This is a genomic window from Sulfolobales archaeon, from assembly GCA_038881635.1.
In the GTDB taxonomy this organism is placed as follows: Archaea; Thermoproteota; Thermoprotei_A; order Sulfolobales; family AG1; genus WYEN01.
Genome location: JAVZPJ010000003.1, coordinates 1 through 16,450 on the forward strand (window position 1 = coordinate 1; position 16,450 = coordinate 16,450).

A 16,450-nucleotide genomic window follows, 5' to 3' on the forward strand; every position below is an offset into this window, starting at 1 on the left:
GGATTCCCCTATATGAGCTATGTAGCAGTTGTTCTACCGTTTAATGCCGCCGGTGTAGACAGACACAAGCATCAGCACATCTCATACCATTCAAACACTCCAGAACGAAAATAACATGAACAGCAACAAAGCATGTGAACAACACAAGTAAACATCAAAAAGAAAACAGCCCCATAAGTTATGATGAAGCACTTGAGAGATGTTAGGAATACTAATCCGAGGAAGATTTTATTCACATATTCTAGACCCTGCTCTGCAGAGGTGGATAATATCATTCATCTGTAAATCCTGCTACTCCGATACCTAAGATATGAAAGCTCCAGATCATTCTGAAAGCCTATCGCAACTGTTTTGGTTTATATTGCTTTATGTTATTCTTCTTGATTGTTATGTGTACCTTATTTTTAGTGGAGATATTCTATCTTCTTCTTATCTCTTTTCAGCGGGTATTTCAATAGAAAGCTATAACTATGATTCTATATAAAGATAAAGCTTATAATCAGCTGTGAAGCTCTTGAGAGAAGACTGATGGTTATCTTTTGATATCTACCAGTCTTCGTTTCCTCTCATAATATCTGGATCCTAATAAATACCCCTATAATTCTAAGGATTAGTGGTGAGTTGAGATTAGAATTCTTATCGAGAATGTATCAATGCTATTACCAGATAATAGAGGAGGTATGAAGTATGCTGAGAAAGGTTTTATCTATGTGAAGGATGGGATCATAAGTGATGTAGGCGAAGGTGAAAGTCCTAGCGAGTACAAGTACCCGGATATCTTGATTAATGGTGAGAATAGAATGATAATACCAGGCATGATCGATGGATACTCTATATCATATCTATCACCTCTCAGCAGCCTGATAGCTCTCTCGAAGATTAAAAAAATCTCTGAGAACAAAGATCTTCTATCTGTTCTAAGTGATACAGACGTGTATTATCTTACAGTGATAGGAGTTATCTCAAGAGTTATGAGGGGAGTGACTACTGTTGTCACAGAGATTCCGAAAATAGATCTCGCAGTTAAAATAGCGGATCTACTTGGTGTGAGAATGATAGCTGTTGTCAATATAGATAGATATAGTAAAGAGGAGACCGCTGATCATGTGCTGAGGATGAGAAAGTATGAGAGGTATAAAGAGGATCTTTTGAGAGTAGCTTTTTATACTAGCAGATTAGAGCTTTTAGAAGTTATCAGAGAATTCATGCCCAACAACACGGTTTTGATTCATTGGAGTTTATGCGATAAGATTCAAGATGATTCGAAAGTGATAGTCGTAGACCCCCCACCAGATCTCTGCAGAAATTTAATGAGCATATCAACAGATCCTAATGTTAGCATTGATGAAGTGATCAGTGGGAGAAAGTTTATAGGCACAGGTGCTAATAGAAGCAGAATCGTGACAGATAACATGATCTATCAAATTGATAGAACAAGATTAAGCCTTGTAGATCTGTTTAATAGATTGACTAGAGATGTAGCAGGAGTATACGGACTCCCCACAGGTTTCATAGAGAAAGGTCTTTACAGCGATCTAGTTATGTACGATCTATCTCAACCTCCTGCCTCTCCGTTTTACCATGACAAGAATATTCTTCTTAGAATGATTCTATGGGATATGCCCAGAATAGAGAGTGTTATCATAGGTAAAGAAATTATTATAGATGGAGGAGAGATCCTCAGCGTAGGTAGTGATCTATATAGAAGAGCATATAGGAGGCTTAGAGATGTTATCAAAGATCTCGCCTCCGAAGAACTCTCCTCGTGATCTTTTATGGATTAGAAGAATAGCTAGAGGGGTTTATAATGCTAAATAGGTTTAGAACATATTTCAAGAGATTTATAACACCTATAGCACTCGCTATAGCTAAGTATGAGATTAACCCCAACATACTTACTCTCTCAGGATTCTCTATATCTCTACTAACACCCATACTATCTATGAAGTATTCCTTCCCAGGCTTTCTAATAGGATTACTTCTATCATCATTTTTCGATGTGCTGGATGGAGAGGTTGCAAGAGTTAGTGGTAGGGTATCAGGTTTTGGAGCGTTTCTAGATTCTACATGTGATAGGATTTCTGATGCTATCTATATCTACTCTCTATCATTTCTAGGTCTTGATCTTAATATTGTGATCATATTAATAGTGCTCAGCCTGATGATAAGCTATACAAGAGCTAGAGCTGAAAGTCTTGGTGTGAAAATAGAGGGTGTAGGGCTTATGGAGAGGGGGGAGAGGATAATTTATCTGGCCTTGATCTCTATTCTAGGCATCTTCTCTAGGGAGCTTATGATCATAGGCGCTTATATAATGATCATTCTAACGCTATATACTTTCATAGAGAGAGTTGTGCATGTTTCACAGAGCATGAGAAAAGTTTCTAGAGATAGATAAGAAATTCCCTTAGGATTATCCTTCATAGAGAACTCGGTACTCATATTTTTAAATTTAAATACTATAGGTTTATCATGGTTGAAGATATGTTCAGCATATTACACTCAGATGGTTCTTTCGTAAGAAAGATATTTGGAATGGTTATATCATCTCTAGAGGTCATACCGCTAAATGTGGAGAGCGATGGATTGAAGATTCTAGGTATATCCCCTGATAAGATGATAATGATCAAACTGGTAGCGCCTACACTCGCTTTCGAGGAGTTTAATCTAGATAGAGAAGTTAAGCTTTTTCTAGAGAAAGAGGATCTAAAGATGGCTATAAAGAGGTTAAGTAAGAGAGAGAAAGTTCATATAGAGTATAGAGAAGGTGATAGAGATCTTACTATGAGAATCATTAATCCGAAGACAGGTATTGAAAAAGTCCAACTAGTTCATTTGAGAGAAGAAGGTGAAGAACCTCCTGGAGAACTTGATCTTGAGCTAGAGACAGAAATACAGATCTCAAGTGATCTACTTTCTAGTATCATAAGAGATGTGGCTGTCGCATCTGACGAAGCTGAGTTCAACGTTCACAAATCAAAGCTCAGGATCAGAAGTTCTGGAGAGCTCATGAGATACGAAGCCGTGCTCGAAGAAGGTAGAGGTCTTTTGTCTATTAGTAGCAAGTCTGATGCTGTTGTATCCAAGTATGCTATAGATCTCTTGAAAACTATTGTTAAAGGTCTTCCTAAGGAGTCTCTTATAACATTATCATTCGGCCCTTCGAAACCCATGAAAATATATATACCTCTGGAAGGAGGGGCGAGCGCTGTATACTGGGTAGCTCCTAGAGCATGAGCTATCTATCATTCCAAAACTCTCTAGTTCTAAGATACTTCTTCTCAGCTTCTAGGATATTGATGAAAAGCTCTTGATCTGTTCTGCTATTCCATAGAATCTTTTTCGCAGTATCTATCCCGATCCCTACTCCCATAAGAGCGTAGAGAGCTTTCTTACCGTTAGATGCTATCATGTCAGCAGATTCTCTAAGAAACTCTATTAACTCTTTCTCATCACTTGTAAGAGAATCAGATCTCTTAATTATGTAAGGTCTCGTTAGAACTCTTCTCACGAGAGTTTTAGCTTTCTCACTCTCATACTTGTTCAACCCGACGAGAACCGCACCACATCTCTCACATCTAACAGGATCCTGTATATCTCTAAGTTTTTTAGAGTATGAATACCCGCATGAGAGACATATTAATTCTACATTCTTCTCATCAAGTCTTCTTCTTACAATTTCAGCAAGCATTTCTGGAGGTAGTGACTCGCCTCTTCTAACCACTTCGTATCCTGATAGAATTTCCAGAGACGCTTTAGCCATAATACTTAGACTAGATCTTGTGACATGAGAGAATGTAACCTTCCCCATGTTAACCCTCCTAAGAAAATCTCTTAGAACATCTAGATCTATGAGCTCATGCAGAGCTTCTCTAACGGCTTCTTTCCATAGAATCGTATTTCTATAGGATTCAGCAAATCTTCTAGCTTCTCTCAGCGAGATCTCTCTACTTATAACTCCGAGTTTTCTGGCCACAGAAACTATATACCATTTAATTTCATTAGATTCTTCAATACTTCTGACAATTCTACTTTCTATATGGTCTGTATCGGCATGTCTCAACGCTTCATTTCTGATTATTCTCTCGATCAAGATCGGATCTATATCAGATTGGAATAATAGAACTATAGAGTATGGAGTTATACCGGAAAACGATCTGATTGCAAGTTCTCTTAGGGAAGCTTGTAAAAGATATAGAAGAGCTCTATTACCTCTACTTCCAAGACATGTATATAAGAATAGATATGTAAAGCCGGATCCAGGATCAAACCATTTCTCAACCAGTATAAGATCTTCTCTGGGTAGAGGAGATCCTGAATTCACATGTTCCAAGGCGATTCTAGATATAATTTCAACAGCATCTCTAGACCATATCTCCGAAGCCTTCCTAGGATCAGATAGAGATAGATTAATCATGCTACAAACCTCTCGCGCAACACGATACTCCACAGGTATCTGCTGCCCAATCCATCTAGGTATCTTAATATTAGACTCCCTAGCCTCCTCCACGTAGATCTTATCTTCAGAAACTCCTCTAACAACCCAAAATCTTCCTCCCAGAGCTATAGTTGCATCTTCCTCTACTTCTCTAACTACAAACTCTTCATCTAGAGCTCCTATGATCTTTCTAGATATCATGTCTATCACATAGTATTTCTTAGTATCAGTGATCATCGTAGTAGAATAATAATAGATCTCACCTTTCCGAGTAGGCTTTATATTCTTTCCATCGTAAGTGAGCATCTTCAGCTCTTTCAGAAAGCTTATAACTTCTTCTATCTCTGAATCTTTTATATCTTTAAAACAGTAGCTTCTTCTCACAATTCTTTTAATATTTTCTATAGAAGCTTCTCCGCTCATTGAGATCCCTACTATTTGATGCGCTAGCACATCTAGAGGGTTAACTCTCACTCTAGCACTCTCAAGATTTCTTCTATTAATCCTCAGATCTGAGGCTCTTCTAGCTAATACACTGCTTTCAGCAATATCAAATAAGTTTAGCATAGGTATTACAAAGCCTCTAGATGGGATCTGCTCTCTATGACCGCTTCTCCCGATTCTCTGAATAAGCTTAGTCACCTGTCTAGCCGAAGAGATCTGAATCACATTCTCTAGAACTCCTATATCTATACCCAGCTCTAAACTTGATGTTGCTATGACTCCATCTATAAGACCTTCTCTAAGACTTTTTTCTGCTTCAACCCTCTCATCTTTCGAAAGAGATCCGTGGTGTACTAGCATGTTCAAACCTTTAAGTCTCAAAGCACTACCTATGTACTCAGCTTGATCTCTTGTGTTTGTGAAGATTAGAACAGGTTTCTTCAATCTCTCAAGCAATCTCTCGAGCATTTCGATTCTTATATCGCTTTCATCACTATAATGCGATCTGCGATCTATGAGATTCGGTATCACTATATTTACAAGATACTCTTTTCCAGATGATACATCGATTATATCATAGGCTCTGTTCACTCCTGCCAGAAATCTGGCAACCAGATCAGGGCTTCCAACAGATCCTGATACTCCTATTCTCATATGAGGTCCTGAAATCTCCCACAGTCTTTCTAGAGCTACACTGAGTTCACAACCTCTCTCACTATCAATAAGTTCATGTATTTCGTCTACTATTACATACTCAAGATCTCTGAACGCTTCTATGAGAGCTCTTGATGCTAAGATATTCTGAAGGCTTTCTGGTGTTGTGATCAGCATTATAGGAGGTTTCTCTCTGATTCTTTTTCTCTCACTATAAGATGTATCTCCATGCCATACTCTGATCTCTAGACCTAAGAACTTGAATAATTCAATCAATCTCTCAAACAGATCTCTATTTAAAGCTCTTAAAGGAGTTATATAGAGAATCTTTATTCCACTAGTAGCACTGCTACTCCTCCTATAGAGGATCTTTGAAAGTATTGGTAGTAGCACAGCATATGTTTTACCAGTTCCTACCGGAGCTATCACAAGAAGATGTTTTAGACTGCTACTCTCCTTAACATTATCTGATGTCTTCATCAGATATCTTATAACCTCTTCCTGGACCTTAGTAAGACTTTTAAACCTCAGGATCTTATCAATGGCTTCTCTTACTAGAGGATGTAGATTTTCCATCAGGTTCATTATTCTCACACTATCTAGAGCCTGCATCCACCAGCTCGATCTCTCTAGGTACTCTGGCTCTCATGGAGCGTTTTATGATTCGTGAGAATATTAGAGTAGCGTTCATTTCTTAGTTTTCTTTAAAATCTTTCTTTTAGCAGTTTCTTCTGTCTCAGCTTTTTCAGTTTTTTCACCACCTTTGGTTTTCCTTCTCGCAGTTCTCCTTCTAGTTCCGAGATACTGTGATACCTCTTCTAAGCTTTTAGAACCTTGGATCAGCTGATCCCATAGTTCTGTAGCCTGGATCATTATATTGATCTGATCTAACGTGAAATGACCTTCCTCTTCAATATCTTCGTATTCCTCCTCTTCCTCCTCTTCTCCGATCTCTTCAATATATTCATCTTGTTCGCTCTCGCTCATGGAGGTGACCTGGCTAATGTTATTATATATGTTCTAGCTATATTAATTTTCTTGATTCATATCCTGAGTTAGGTATCTATCTCTTCTCTCTTCAGTATTTCCTCTGATACTTTTTCAACTAGATTCTTATTCCACTTTTCATAATGTTTTATAACGATCCACACTCTAACAAGTCTTTCATATTCTATGCAATCTGTCTCAATACTCTCGCCAGATACTGTCTCTACTATTATCTTAGATTTTCTAACCTTACTATCACTACAGTCTTGCATAATACTTTTTCTTATAAGACCGTTAAGAGCCATACCTTCTAAATCTAGATAGTGAACTTTTCTACTCACTACAAGACACCTAATAAGAACTCTATTATTCTAGTATAATAAAAATTCAGGAGTCATCTATCTCTAGTGATCTCCTATTAGAAGAAGAGGTTTCACATCTTATATGTAGAACTCATTCTAAAAGAAGTTCTACTACCTACAATGACTTATAAACCGGATAAGCCTATAATAATAAGTCGTGGGTTTGAGAGCAGATGATGTTCTGTCCTAAATGTGGAGGTATAATGATCCCTGTACACTCTAAAGATAAGATGATTTTAAAATGTAGTAAGTGTGGATTTGAGGTTCACGCAACACAAGATGCTATACAAAGCTACTCTACCACTGTAAAGCCTTCGAGTGAGAGTAGGATTAAAACATCGAAGATAAGCGAATCTTCTTCTAAGATTCTTAGATCTCTAGAAGAGATAGAGCAAGAAAAGGAAGAGTTCTACGAGATATTCCTAGAGCTTTCCAGCGAAGAGAGTGAAGAGAAGGAATCTAGCGAGGAGTAATTCTTCTCTTTAGCAGGCTAGGTAGTTTTCTTCTATATCTTTCTAAAGATTCGAAGAGGAATAATCTTGATATAAGAAGTAGAATTGCTATGTTCTCAATAACAATCATAATAGATCCTATTATCGAATACTCCACGAACCTCGGATGTTCTATTAAACTAGATAGAACTAGAGGTCCTGTCACGGGATTAGATAGCAGTATGAACTTGTAGAGATCTGGAAGACCATAGAGATCTATGAAGAGAGATCCTATGAAGATCAGTACCAGAGGAATAGTGGGAAAACTTGAGAGAGATTGAGATATACGAACATCACTGCTCACAGCACCTATGAAAACTCCGAGGAGAGAGTAGAAGAACCCTGATAGAGCTATATAGAAGATAAGGATACCTATGACAATAGGCGACAACGGTGGAGATGTCTGATAGAGAGCGTATCCGGGAAAGATCTCTCCAAGTACACCAGCCGCACCGGGAAATACAGAGATCATAGTATTAAGAGAAGTAGCATTCATAGATGAAGGTATTGATAGAGTGAACATTTGAATGTATATATAATATCCGACTCCAAATCCCACAGATCCTAATATTCCCACAAACATCCCAGCCACAGACTTGGATAATATAATTAACTCTCTCTTCAAAGGCATTGTAAGCAGTATCTCCATCGTTTTCTCCTCATTCTCTACAGCTGTTGAGATCGCTGAATAACTTAGAGTAGATATTACTATCATCATAATTAGTACTAGAATTATAAGAGGTAGAATTATAAAGCTTTCCGCTAATGAGAATGGAAATAGAATCTTCTTTTCAGGCTCATAGTACATTAGGCTGTAGGAAGCAGGGTTCTTGATAAACTCAAGCTCTAGATCTGTTATATTTTTATATTTAGCGTATAGAGATGTAGATATAGTATTTATAAGCTCTTCTATTCGTGGGAGGATTGTCGAGATGCTCATCTGGTATGCAAGACTACCTCTATAAGGTGCTAGAATATACAGAGATAATTTACTACTACTAAGAATCCCAGGTATCGAGCTCATATTTATGACAACTATTGGATTATCAGCTGTCTTAGGAAGCTCGATAGAGTTGAGATAGTATATCTCAGGTGTGATTCTCATATTAGGAGCCAATGTTTTAAGGAGAAGTATGAACTCTTTTTCTATGGGTGTATCAGTGTAGTTATATAGATATATAGAGATCTTAAGCTCGCTAAGTGAAGAAGATATAGTACTTTGAAAAGCTGTCAAGCTTATAAATAATCCTAGTAGTGGCATTAATGCTATACCTAGGATCATTGGGATCCATATTCTAGGATCTCGTATCATATCGTAGAAATCTTTCTTAATCAGTACCTTGAGACTCATCAGATAGCCCTCCTTTCTCTAACAAGTTTTATAAAGGCCTCGTCTAGATCCCTACTACCGGTTATGCTAAGAAGATCTTTTATATATCCTTCGCTTAGTATGAGTCCTTCATCTATTATAGCCACGCGATCACATAGTTCTTCAGCTTCTTTCATTTCATGTGTTGAGAAGAGCACTGTTATACCTTTCTCTTTTGAGTATCTTCTTATAGTATCTCGAATCTCTTTCTTCTGAATCGGATCTAATCCTACGGTAGGTTCATCGAGTATAGCTACTCTAGGTCTGATCATGAGTGCTCTTGCAACTTGTATTCTTCTCTTCATACCTTTCGAATACTCTTTCATAGGTCTTCTGAGATCTCTCTCGGAAAGCCCTGATATTTTAATTCCCTCTTCTAGAACTTCATCTGCCTCTTTACCTCTATAATAGATCCTTGAAATCATATCTAGATACTCTATACCTTTAATATTCTTATAAGAACCAGCTTCCTCTGGAAGATAACTAATGATCTTTCTTACATTTTCAGCATCTCTAACCACATCAAAACCTTCTACATAGGCTTCACCATATGTGGGAAGTATCAGAGTAGATAGAATTCTAAAAGTAGTAGTCTTGCCAGCACCATTAGGTCCTATAAGTCCGTAAACCTCGCCTTTCTCAACGCTAAAAGAAATACCTTTCAAAGCTTCGAAAGAACCGAATCTCTTCACTAGATTCCTCACTATAACAGCTTTATCACTGTTTTTCATAAGTTGAACCTTCTGAGACCCATAGAATAGTTTCATCTAATGTTTTTAAGCATTCTCAGATTAGTTTTGATGGTGAACCTGATATTGCCTATAGAAGTGAAGGATCTAAATAAATTTATAGAGATAGCCTCTAGAGCTATAGAATGCAGGGTTGTCAGAGGTGGAGAAAAAAGATCTTCTAAGATCAAGGCTAGAACTAGGAGATACCTCTACACCTACGTAGTTAAAGAAGAAGATCTAGAGGGTTTGATCTCGAAACTTAAAGAGGTGTGCAAGAACCTAGTAGAGATAGGTAGCTAATGCCTCAAGAAATCTTCGACAAGATGAGGATTCTCTGGTTCGGGAAAGAGCTAGATCTTAGCGGACATAATATCTGGAGATTTAACTATTCATTAAGAGTAAAAGATTTCGGGATAAGTGATAGAGAACCTCCTCTTTATATAGTTATTGAGCATCTGCTTTTAGCCGAGAATGGAAAATACATTCTCAGAGTCTCAACTTCTCAAGGGATCTTATACGAAGAAAGATCCTTGGGCAATGTGAAAGATATTGATGCAGGAATACAGCTTCTAAACCTGATCTATGCTTATGTGAATAGCTATAAAGATAGAGCTAGAAGTTTTAATGCTGAAGTGGTGGAATATATAAATCCTCTCAACGCTTACAAAGAGATCTATGAAACTCTAGAAAATACGAAACCTCCCGTATTCTCAAATCTTTTGGAAAGAATAGACATTATAGATGATATTCATAACATTTACTCTCAGATGATTCTAAATGTTAATTGGAGGTATATTCTTAGATTCGAATCATATGCAGATCTCGAGCAAGAAGACGTGTAGATCGGTGCTCATAGAGATCTACTATATATAAGATTTGAACTATTACTCCTACTAGGGTGTTTAAGATAGCAGGTGTAAAAAGAGTTGTTCTAGACAATGCATCTCATCATCCTCAAAATAAAGAGTTCAGCGAGCTAGCTAAATGGCTTTCAGAAAGACTAGGTGTTGAACTGAAGATCATCGAGGAAGATTATGTGTACGCTAACGAGCATGGCGAGAAAGATGATTTCGGATTCGCATGGCTTCCACAACTATTTGTAGAACTTGATGATGGAAGAGTTGTACTCGTTCTCTCTAAGATACCATTTAACACAGCAACTTTAAAACCAGATCTCGATGAAGCCAAAAAGATCATAGAGGCTAAGCTGAGAGATATAGGAGTTTTATAAGGATTCTAAGGCTCAAGCTCTCACTCTATAAACTCCTCGAATAAGATCTAGGTCTTATCTTTTAAATGAATGCTTATATTGGTTTTTAATCTATCATAGTTGGTGAAAGTCCATTTGTGTTAAGGATCTACAATACTCTTAGTAAGAGCATTGAGGAGTTTAAAAGTTCTTCAGAAGGTATTGTAAAAGCATATTTCTGCGGACCTACACCCTACGATCATACTCATCTAGGTCATGCTAGATCTTATGTAGCATTTGATTTTCTTAAGAGACATATAATGTCTAAAGGTTATAATGTCATCCATGTTCAGAATATAACTGACATAGATGATAAGATCATAAAAAGATCTCAGGAAGAGAAAAAAGATTGGAAAGAGATCGTCGATTACTATAGTAAGGAGTACATGGATCTAATGAAGCAACTAGGTATAAGCATTGATCTTCATCCTAGAGTTACAGAGCATATAGAGGATATAATAAGTTTCATCCAAGGACTCATAGATAAGGGTCATGCATATGTAGCTCCTAGCGGGTCTGTATACTTCGATGTGACGACATATAGCGACTACGGGAGACTTAGTGGAAGAAGATTTCAAGAAGAATGGCGTCAGGAAGAAGAGTTTGTGAGAGAGAAAAAGAATCCATACGATTTCGCCCTATGGAAAGCAGCTAAACCTGGAGAACCTTACTGGAATTCCCCGTGGGGGAGAGGCAGACCAGGTTGGCATATTGAGTGTAGTGTTATGAGCTCTAAGTATCTGGGATCTGAGATTGATATTCATGGAGGAGGTCAGGATCTTATATTTCCCCATCATGAAAATGAGAGAGCTCAGAGCGAGAGCTACTTCGGTAGATCTGGGTGGGTTAGATACTGGGTTCACATAGGCTATCTAACCATATCCGGCGAGAAAATGAGTAAAAGTCTTGGAAATATAGTGCTCCTCAAAGATGCCATAGCTAAGTGGTCTCCTCAAGTTATCAGACTCTGGATCTTTTCAGCTCACTATAGAAAGCCTTTAGATTATAAGGAAGAAGCACTAGAACAAGCCTCGAGACTTTATAAGAAGATCAGAACTTCATATGAACTTCTCCTCAGAATCATATCAGAGAATCCTATTGAACACAAGCTGAAAGAAAAAGAACTAAGTATATGGAGAGAGATAGATTCTATACAGATTGATTTTGAAAGTGCTCTAGATAACGATCTTAACACTCCAGAGGCTCTAGCCCAGGTTAATAGACTTATTACACTAATCAATAGCGAGATTATTACAAGTAATAGTAGCAGCCTAGCTCTTAAAGCACTTAAAACACTTGAAAGAATGGATAGAATACTAGGAATACTTCCTATAGAGAGATCTAGCCTGAGATCAGAAGATCTGGAGGATATGATTAGATTAGTAGTAGAGATCAGAAGAAGGCTTAGAAAGAAGAAACTTTATGAAGAAGCTGATTGGATCAGGGAAGAGCTTATGAGAAGAGGTGTAAGGCTACTTGATAGAGGAGAGGAAACCACGTGGATCAGAGAATAAAATCTTAGAATCCTACTATCAATGCATGATCCTGGTATATACTAGAAATCTTCTTGAGACTTCTTATTCTTACTTCTCTCAGGACTCGGATCTAATCCTGTCCTCAGGTCTACAAGATGTTTCTCAATAGCGTACTCAATTAAACTCCTATAATCAACATCTTCTAGCTTTATCTCGTTAAGCTCGATCCCTCTTCTCTTTAGCCAGTCTATGAAATCTTCTACAAGTCCTCCGTATATGATCTTATCAAGGATCTCTGTTCGATCTATTATGAGATCCTTTACCCTAAGATCTAAATTTCTACGCTCTTTCTCTCTCATCAGAACCATCTTCATCCATATTTTATCTTCAGAGATTAAATCCTTTAGAATAAGAATCTCAGGAGCTTCTCAGCGTAAGAGTATCCAAAACCTCAGGAACCACAACCTCATAGCTTCTAAGAATCTTTCTCAACTCTTTATCTTTGTTAAGAGCTTCTGCAAATTCTGTTATTACCGATGCCTCGCCGTGATTTAATATTATCTTCCTAGGCTTAGGCTCCATATTGGCTAGAAACGATATAAGCTGATCTCTATCACTATGACCTGAGAATCCTTCTACACTGTATACTTCCATAGCCACCTTAATCACTTCAACTCTTCCATCCTCGGTGTAAAGCGTTATCTCTTTAGCTCCATCTCTTATCTTCCTACCTAGTGTTCCTTGAACTTGGTAGTTTACGAATATAAGAGAGTTTCTAGGATCTGAGGCTAGATATCTGAAGTATTCTACTACAGGACCTCCTGTCATCATGCCACTCGTAGCCATTATTATTGAAGGCTCCTTGGATTCTATTATATCATTTCTGGCATTTCTATCATCAACTCTCTTGAAAGTCTCGTATGTGAACGGGTTTTCACCTGATTTAAAGAGTTGGAATGTTTCTCTAGCTAGAAGCTCTGGATACGCCATATATATGGCTGTCACCTCATCAATCATTCCCTCTATATACACCGTGGTCTCTGGTATGAGTTTTTTCATGAATGCCTCCCTAAGAACTAGCATTATCTCTTGAGCTCTTCCAACGCTTAGAGTTGGTATGAGGACTTTTCCATTTCTCTCTACAGTTCTTCTTATAATCTCGATAAGTCTATTCTCAGCCTCATTTCTAGGCGGTAGAACTGTTGTTCCATATGTGCTCTCAAGTATTATAGCATCTACTCTGGGAAACTGATCGTCAGCCTTGTCTAGGAGTCTTGTCTTCTGATACTTCATGTCTCCTGTGTAGAGTATATTATAGAATCCATTGCCTATGTGAAGATGAACCATAGCAGATCCTAGTATGTGCCCTGCGTTATAGAATGTAAGCTTTATATCTGGTGTTATATCTGTAGTCTCACCGTATTTGAGAGGTATGGTGTGAAGGATCATCTGCTGAACCTCTCTATGAGTATATGGAAGAGTTCTACCTTCTCTTCTAGATAGGTCTAGCAGATCTAGCTGAAGCAAAGTCATTAGATCTCTAGTAGCTTCTGTGGTGTAAACAGGTCCTCTATACCCGAATTTGAATAATAAAGGAACAAGCCCGCAATGATCTATATGAGCATGACTTATTATAATCGCATCAATATCTTCTGGACTAAGATCTATGGCATCAATTCTAGGATAAGAATGAGGAAGTTTTGAAACACCTGGATTAAGACCGAAATCCAGTAGAACTTTACTTTCAGCAGTCTCAACCAGTATAGAAGATCTGCCTACCTCTTTAAATCCTCCTAATGCCGTTATTCTAACATATTTGCTACCTAGAACAGAGCCTCTGTGAATGTTTTCGCCAACAGATCTAAGTACTTTTATTCTGTAATCACTCTGCTGAAGCATGTAGTTTATAATTCCTTCTAGAAGTCGGGATTCCTGAGAAATTTTTCTCACAACCTTAGGTCTCCAACCTGTTTCAACTAGTATTTGTTTGAGAGTCTTCCCCTCATCTCCTATCACAAGTCCTGGTTTCACTGCCTTGATCACTACTTCTCCTAAAACATCATCGAATACTATATCCTTCTCCGTCACCCCAGCCTCAGGATCCAGCATGCTTAGAATTATTTTCTTAGCCTCCTTAGGATCTTTTCTTGCACTCTCATCTACCTTGATCACAATTCTTTTTCTAATAGTCTTCGCAATATTCTTTATGAAGCTAGAATCTGCTGTTATAAATTCAGGATTTCTAACATACACTACGATGTAAGGTCCTTCGAACTCTATTCTTCTCAGGCCAGCTTCTCCAGGGATGTTGCTTGCGATCACCTTTCTCATGTTCTCTAGTATCTTATCTCTCATCTCCTACTACCTCAGATAAAACTTGTTTTAAGAGTGTCTAATTGAAAGTATATTGTTTCAGGAGATTATTTATCTTATGGGGAAATAAAAGTCTTTAACACCAGATCTTGTTATAGCTACTACATCAACTCCTTCTCCTGTGAATACATCTCTTTTGATAGCTGAGGTTACAGCTTCTCTCGCTAGTTCTACAGCTTTGTCTAATTCTAGGTCTTCTGAGTATCCGTTTTCTAGAACGCCGATCGCGATAGGACTTCCACTACCTGTTGCTACATATTTCTCTTCCGTGAGATCCCCGAATATGTTTATCTGGAAAAGTCTGGGTCTTTCATCGATTCCTCCGAGTAGTAGTTGTACTATGTAGGGGAAGTACTTACTCTCGTTGAGGAGTAGAGAGAGGAGGCTGGCCATAGCCTTAATACTCATTCTCTTTCCCGTTCTTAGGTAATATAGATTATCCTCGGTTCTAAGATAGTGAGCTAGTATCTGAGCATCTGCTACTAATCCTGATATTGTTAGAGCGCTTCTCTCATTGATGATCTCAATCTTTCTAACATTTCTATGAGCTACATAAGTTCCTGCCGAGGCTCTTTTATCTGCTGCTAACACTACATAATCTCTTCCTACTAATCCTATTGTTGTAGTCCCCTTCAATACCTTCTCAATATAATCCTGATCTACGGGATATCTACTAGAGAACATGCTACTCATCTCATCCACTCTTCATATATTTTTAAGTTTTTAGCCTTAATTAAGCTTATATTACACTGATGACATACGTAGGTGTTGTATTTGAATAGCTCCTCTTTTCATCAGATAGATCTTCCTAAGAGAGTTATTATAGGTGATGGTGTAAGAAAAGATCTTCCTAAACACCTCATAGAGCTTGGAGTTTCAGGAGAACTCATCATAATCACAGGATCTAGCTCAACTGTTTCTATGGGTAGAGAAATATCTGAGATACTTGAAGAAGCAGGCTACGAGACCTACGAGTATATTTCTCGAGAGGCTAGCATAGATTCTGTGAACAGCCTGATGGAGGAGATCTCGAGAGATAAATTAGAAGCAAAAGGAGTCCTAGGAGTTGGAGGAGGGAAGGCTATAGATACAGCCAAATATCTAGCCTGGAAGCTCGGCCTACCATTCATATCAATTCCAACAAGCCCTTCTCACGATGGTATCACATCTCCTTTCGCATCTTTAAGAGGTCTTCAAGTAGTAGTATCTATTAAAGCAACCACTCCTCTCATGATACTAGCTGATATAGAGCTCATATCGAAAGCTCCTAGGAGATTCCTCCTAGCTGGTGTAGGAGATCTTATAGGAAAATTTACAGCGGTTCTAGATTGGAGACTTGCTCACAATCTTCTAGGAGAGTATTACGCAGAGTACGCTGCCTCACTAGCGATTCATAGTGCGAGACATGTCATATCATCTTGGGAGAAGATAGTGTATGGTAGTAAGGAGGGTTTTAGAGTGGTTATGGAGGGTCTTATCAGTAGTGGTGTTGCGATGTGTATAGCGGGTTCGACAAGACCAGCAAGCGGTTCAGAACATTTATTCAGCCACGCACTGGATAAGATAGCAGGATATCCCGCTCTTCACGGGGAGCAGGTTGCCGTGGGTACTATCATGATGTCATATCTTCATAATAGGAACTGGCGTAAGATAAAAAGATTTTTAGAAAGAATAGGTGCACCTACGACAGCTAGAGAGCTAGGAGTCTCCGATGAGAAAGTTATCGAGGCTCTAACTATAGCTCATAAGATAAGACCTGATAGATATACTATACTAGGTAGAGATGGTCTCTCTTGGAAGGCTGCAGAGAATCTTGCAAGAGTGACTGGTGTGATCTCCTAAAATACTCTGATAGATACCGAGATATTTCGAGAGAC

General features: G+C 38.1%; 17 protein-coding genes. 9 read left to right on the top strand and 8 right to left on the bottom strand.

Annotated features, from left to right (window positions below; all coding sequences use genetic code 11):
• Window positions 1-653 precede the first annotated feature (653 nt).
• The 3 genes from QXS89_02680 (at window position 654) to QXS89_02690 (ending at window position 3,237) form a co-directional block, all read left to right on the top strand.
• The gene (locus QXS89_02680; protein MEM3831086.1) at window positions 654-1,769 is read left to right on the top strand and encodes a hypothetical protein; all 1,116 of its coding nucleotides are present in this window, start codon (window positions 654-656) and stop codon (window positions 1,767-1,769) included.
• A gap of 38 nt (window positions 1,770-1,807) precedes the next feature.
• Window positions 1,808-2,398: an archaetidylinositol phosphate synthase gene (gene pgsA / locus QXS89_02685; protein MEM3831087.1), complete on the top strand. Its 591-nt coding sequence runs from the start codon at window positions 1,808-1,810 to the stop codon at window positions 2,396-2,398.
• Between the two features lie 74 nt (window positions 2,399-2,472).
• Window positions 2,473-3,237, top strand: a complete 765-nt coding sequence (locus tag QXS89_02690; GenBank protein MEM3831088.1) for a hypothetical protein — start codon at window positions 2,473-2,475, stop codon at window positions 3,235-3,237.
• Window position 3,238: 1 nt separating this feature from the next.
• Here the strand turns inward: QXS89_02690 and QXS89_02695 are convergent, their stop codons facing one another.
• The 3 genes from QXS89_02695 to QXS89_02705 all read right to left on the bottom strand — a co-directional run bounded on the left by QXS89_02695 (window position 3,239) and on the right by QXS89_02705 (window position 6,864).
• Entirely contained in the window at window positions 3,239-6,121 is a 2,883-nt protein-coding gene (locus tag QXS89_02695) for a DEAD/DEAH box helicase (GenBank protein ID MEM3831089.1), read from the bottom strand.
• A 102-nt stretch (window positions 6,122-6,223) separates the two neighbouring features.
• Window positions 6,224-6,523, bottom strand: coding sequence for an RNA polymerase subunit Rpo13 (locus tag QXS89_02700; protein MEM3831090.1), 300 nt, complete (start codon window positions 6,521-6,523; stop codon window positions 6,224-6,226).
• A gap of 68 nt (window positions 6,524-6,591) precedes the next feature.
• A complete protein-coding gene (locus tag QXS89_02705) occupies window positions 6,592-6,864 on the bottom strand; it encodes a hypothetical protein (protein MEM3831091.1) in 273 nt (90 codons plus the stop codon).
• Between the two features lie 194 nt (window positions 6,865-7,058).
• Here QXS89_02705 and QXS89_02710 point away from each other — a divergent pair, with 194 nt between their 5' ends.
• Window positions 7,059-7,358, top strand: a complete 300-nt coding sequence (locus QXS89_02710) for a DNA-directed RNA polymerase subunit M (GenBank protein MEM3831092.1) — start codon at window positions 7,059-7,061, stop codon at window positions 7,356-7,358.
• On the opposite strand, the gene QXS89_02715 is transcribed toward QXS89_02710, so the two are convergent.
• The gene (locus tag QXS89_02715) at window positions 7,345-8,727 is read right to left on the bottom strand and encodes an ABC transporter permease (protein ID MEM3831093.1); all 1,383 of its coding nucleotides are present in this window, start codon (window positions 8,725-8,727) and stop codon (window positions 7,345-7,347) included. The genes QXS89_02710 and QXS89_02715 overlap by 14 nt on opposite strands.
• On the bottom strand, window positions 8,727-9,476 hold the full coding sequence (locus QXS89_02720; GenBank protein MEM3831094.1) for an ABC transporter ATP-binding protein: 750 nt from the start codon (window positions 9,474-9,476) through the stop codon (window positions 8,727-8,729). The genes QXS89_02715 and QXS89_02720 overlap by 1 nt, the downstream gene beginning before the upstream one ends.
• An 84-nt stretch (window positions 9,477-9,560) precedes the next feature.
• Between QXS89_02720 and QXS89_02725 the strand changes: the two genes are divergently transcribed.
• The 4 genes from QXS89_02725 to cysS all read left to right on the top strand — a co-directional run bounded on the left by QXS89_02725 (window position 9,561) and on the right by cysS (window position 12,239).
• On the top strand, window positions 9,561-9,776 hold the full coding sequence (locus QXS89_02725) for a hypothetical protein (GenBank protein MEM3831095.1): 216 nt from the start codon (window positions 9,561-9,563) through the stop codon (window positions 9,774-9,776).
• Window positions 9,776-10,318: a hypothetical protein gene (locus QXS89_02730; protein MEM3831096.1), complete on the top strand. Its 543-nt coding sequence runs from the start codon at window positions 9,776-9,778 to the stop codon at window positions 10,316-10,318. The genes QXS89_02725 and QXS89_02730 overlap by 1 nt, the downstream gene beginning before the upstream one ends.
• 56 nt (window positions 10,319-10,374) lie before the next feature.
• Complete coding sequence (locus QXS89_02735) at window positions 10,375-10,707, top strand: hypothetical protein (GenBank protein MEM3831097.1); 333 nt, start codon at window positions 10,375-10,377, stop codon at window positions 10,705-10,707.
• Window positions 10,708-10,823: 116 nt separating this feature from the next.
• Entirely contained in the window at window positions 10,824-12,239 is a 1,416-nt protein-coding gene (gene cysS, locus QXS89_02740; protein MEM3831098.1) for a cysteine--tRNA ligase, read from the top strand.
• Between the two features lie 41 nt (window positions 12,240-12,280).
• Here cysS and QXS89_02745 read toward each other — a convergent pair whose 3' ends face one another.
• The 3 genes from QXS89_02745 to psmB form a co-directional block, all read right to left on the bottom strand.
• On the bottom strand, window positions 12,281-12,559 hold the full coding sequence (locus QXS89_02745; protein MEM3831099.1) for a hypothetical protein: 279 nt from the start codon (window positions 12,557-12,559) through the stop codon (window positions 12,281-12,283).
• A gap of 58 nt (window positions 12,560-12,617) precedes the next feature.
• A complete protein-coding gene (locus QXS89_02750; GenBank protein ID MEM3831100.1) occupies window positions 12,618-14,555 on the bottom strand; it encodes a beta-CASP ribonuclease aCPSF1 in 1,938 nt (645 codons plus the stop codon).
• 69 nt (window positions 14,556-14,624) lie between these two features.
• Window positions 14,625-15,257 carry an archaeal proteasome endopeptidase complex subunit beta gene (gene psmB / locus QXS89_02755; protein ID MEM3831101.1) on the bottom strand — a complete coding sequence of 211 codons (633 nt, stop codon included), beginning with the start codon at window positions 15,255-15,257 and terminating at the stop codon, window positions 14,625-14,627.
• A 90-nt stretch (window positions 15,258-15,347) separates the two neighbouring features.
• On the opposite strand from psmB, the gene QXS89_02760 reads away from it, so the two are divergent.
• Window positions 15,348-16,415, top strand: coding sequence for an NAD(P)-dependent glycerol-1-phosphate dehydrogenase (locus QXS89_02760; GenBank protein ID MEM3831102.1), 1,068 nt, complete (start codon window positions 15,348-15,350; stop codon window positions 16,413-16,415).
• The last annotated feature ends 35 nt before the right edge of the window (window positions 16,416-16,450 follow it).

Excerpts from the sequence above, each read along its gene's own strand:
- QXS89_02750 (MEM3831100.1), bottom strand. The coding sequence starts at position 14,555 with ATGAGAGATAAGATACTAGAGAACATGAGAAAGGTGATCGCAAGCAAC.
- QXS89_02720 (MEM3831094.1), bottom strand. The coding sequence starts at position 9,476 with ATGAAAAACAGTGATAAAGCTGTTATAGTGAGGAATCTAGTGAAGAGA.
- QXS89_02730 (MEM3831096.1), top strand. The coding sequence starts at position 9,776 with ATGCCTCAAGAAATCTTCGACAAGATGAGGATTCTCTGGTTCGGGAAA.
- QXS89_02710 (MEM3831092.1), top strand. The coding sequence starts at position 7,059 with ATGATGTTCTGTCCTAAATGTGGAGGTATAATGATCCCTGTACACTCT.
- QXS89_02700 (MEM3831090.1), bottom strand. The coding sequence starts at position 6,523 with ATGAGCGAGAGCGAACAAGATGAATATATTGAAGAGATCGGAGAAGAG.
- QXS89_02745 (MEM3831099.1), bottom strand. The coding sequence starts at position 12,559 with ATGAGAGAGAAAGAGCGTAGAAATTTAGATCTTAGGGTAAAGGATCTC.
- pgsA (MEM3831087.1), top strand. The coding sequence starts at position 1,808 with ATGCTAAATAGGTTTAGAACATATTTCAAGAGATTTATAACACCTATA.
- psmB (MEM3831101.1), bottom strand. The coding sequence starts at position 15,257 with ATGTTCTCTAGTAGATATCCCGTAGATCAGGATTATATTGAGAAGGTA.
- QXS89_02695 (MEM3831089.1), bottom strand. The coding sequence starts at position 6,121 with ATGAACCTGATGGAAAATCTACATCCTCTAGTAAGAGAAGCCATTGAT.
- QXS89_02680 (MEM3831086.1), top strand. The coding sequence starts at position 654 with ATGCTATTACCAGATAATAGAGGAGGTATGAAGTATGCTGAGAAAGGT.
- QXS89_02690 (MEM3831088.1), top strand. The coding sequence starts at position 2,473 with ATGGTTGAAGATATGTTCAGCATATTACACTCAGATGGTTCTTTCGTA.
- QXS89_02715 (MEM3831093.1), bottom strand. The coding sequence starts at position 8,727 with ATGAGTCTCAAGGTACTGATTAAGAAAGATTTCTACGATATGATACGA.